The sequence below is a fragment of the Thiolapillus sp. genome (assembly GCF_048562965.1).
GTDB classification, from domain to species: domain Bacteria; phylum Pseudomonadota; class Gammaproteobacteria; order Chromatiales; family Chromatiaceae; genus Thiolapillus; species Thiolapillus brandeum_A.
This window is the reverse complement of record NZ_JBHNMF010001344.1, coordinates 1-685: the sequence shown is the minus strand read 5'-3', so window position 1 is coordinate 685 and position 685 is coordinate 1. Positions and strand designations below refer to the sequence as shown.

The following is a 685-nucleotide window of genomic DNA, read 5'->3' as shown; positions in this document are numbered from 1 at the left end:
GCTGCGGCCACCATCGCCCAGGCTATGATCGACTGGCGAAGCGCCGATTCGAGTTTGTTCCGTTGTGGGGGATCAAGGTGTTTCTGGTGTATGCCCCACGCCGGGTCGAATGCCCCAGCTGTGGGATTCGCGTGGAACAAATGCCCTGGGCCATGGGGAAACGGCCACTGACCAGAGCCTATGGCTGGTTTCTGGCGAGCTGGGCCAGGCGGCTCTCCTGGAAGGAGACGGCGGAAGTCTTCCGAACCTCCTGGGAAAGCGTATTCCGCTCCGTGGAGATGGCGCAAGCGTGTCTTCGGCCTCGTGATAGATTTTGGAACATCCCAGTCCCCAAAATCGACTCGGCCTTTGACAACCTATTTGTGCCCCAGCCGTCCTGGTCACCAAGCACTGCGCAACAACTTCGCAAGCTCGTTGCTGCTCCGTACTTGGCTCCCATATGACTGGACGCCGCGTTCGGATGCCTACTTTGTTTTCCCTCTGGCGCAAGGCACGCCGGGAAAACAGTGCGGCCTCGCGGCTACTGGGGTCTACCAGCCTTCGCTTCGCTCTCCATAGCTGGCAGCGGTTGAATGGGGTCGTGCCCACCAGGATCTCAGCGGGGTGCAGGCCATCGGCATCGATGAGATTGCCTGGAAGAAAGGGCACAAGTACCTGACGCTGGTTTACCAGATCGACGCCCACT

The 685-nt window shown here is 60.0% G+C and carries 1 protein-coding gene and 1 pseudogene; both read left to right on the top strand.

All coding sequences use genetic code 11. The annotated features are described in order from the left end of the window. Positions 1 to 443: pseudogene (locus tag ACOCD2_RS24220) on the top strand (hypothetical protein); the annotation flags it as partial. 26 nt (positions 444 to 469) lie between these two features. Then, entirely contained in the window at positions 470 to 658 is a 189-nt protein-coding gene (locus tag ACOCD2_RS24215) for a hypothetical protein (RefSeq protein ID WP_293653583.1), read from the top strand. Positions 659 to 685 lie beyond the last annotated feature (27 nt).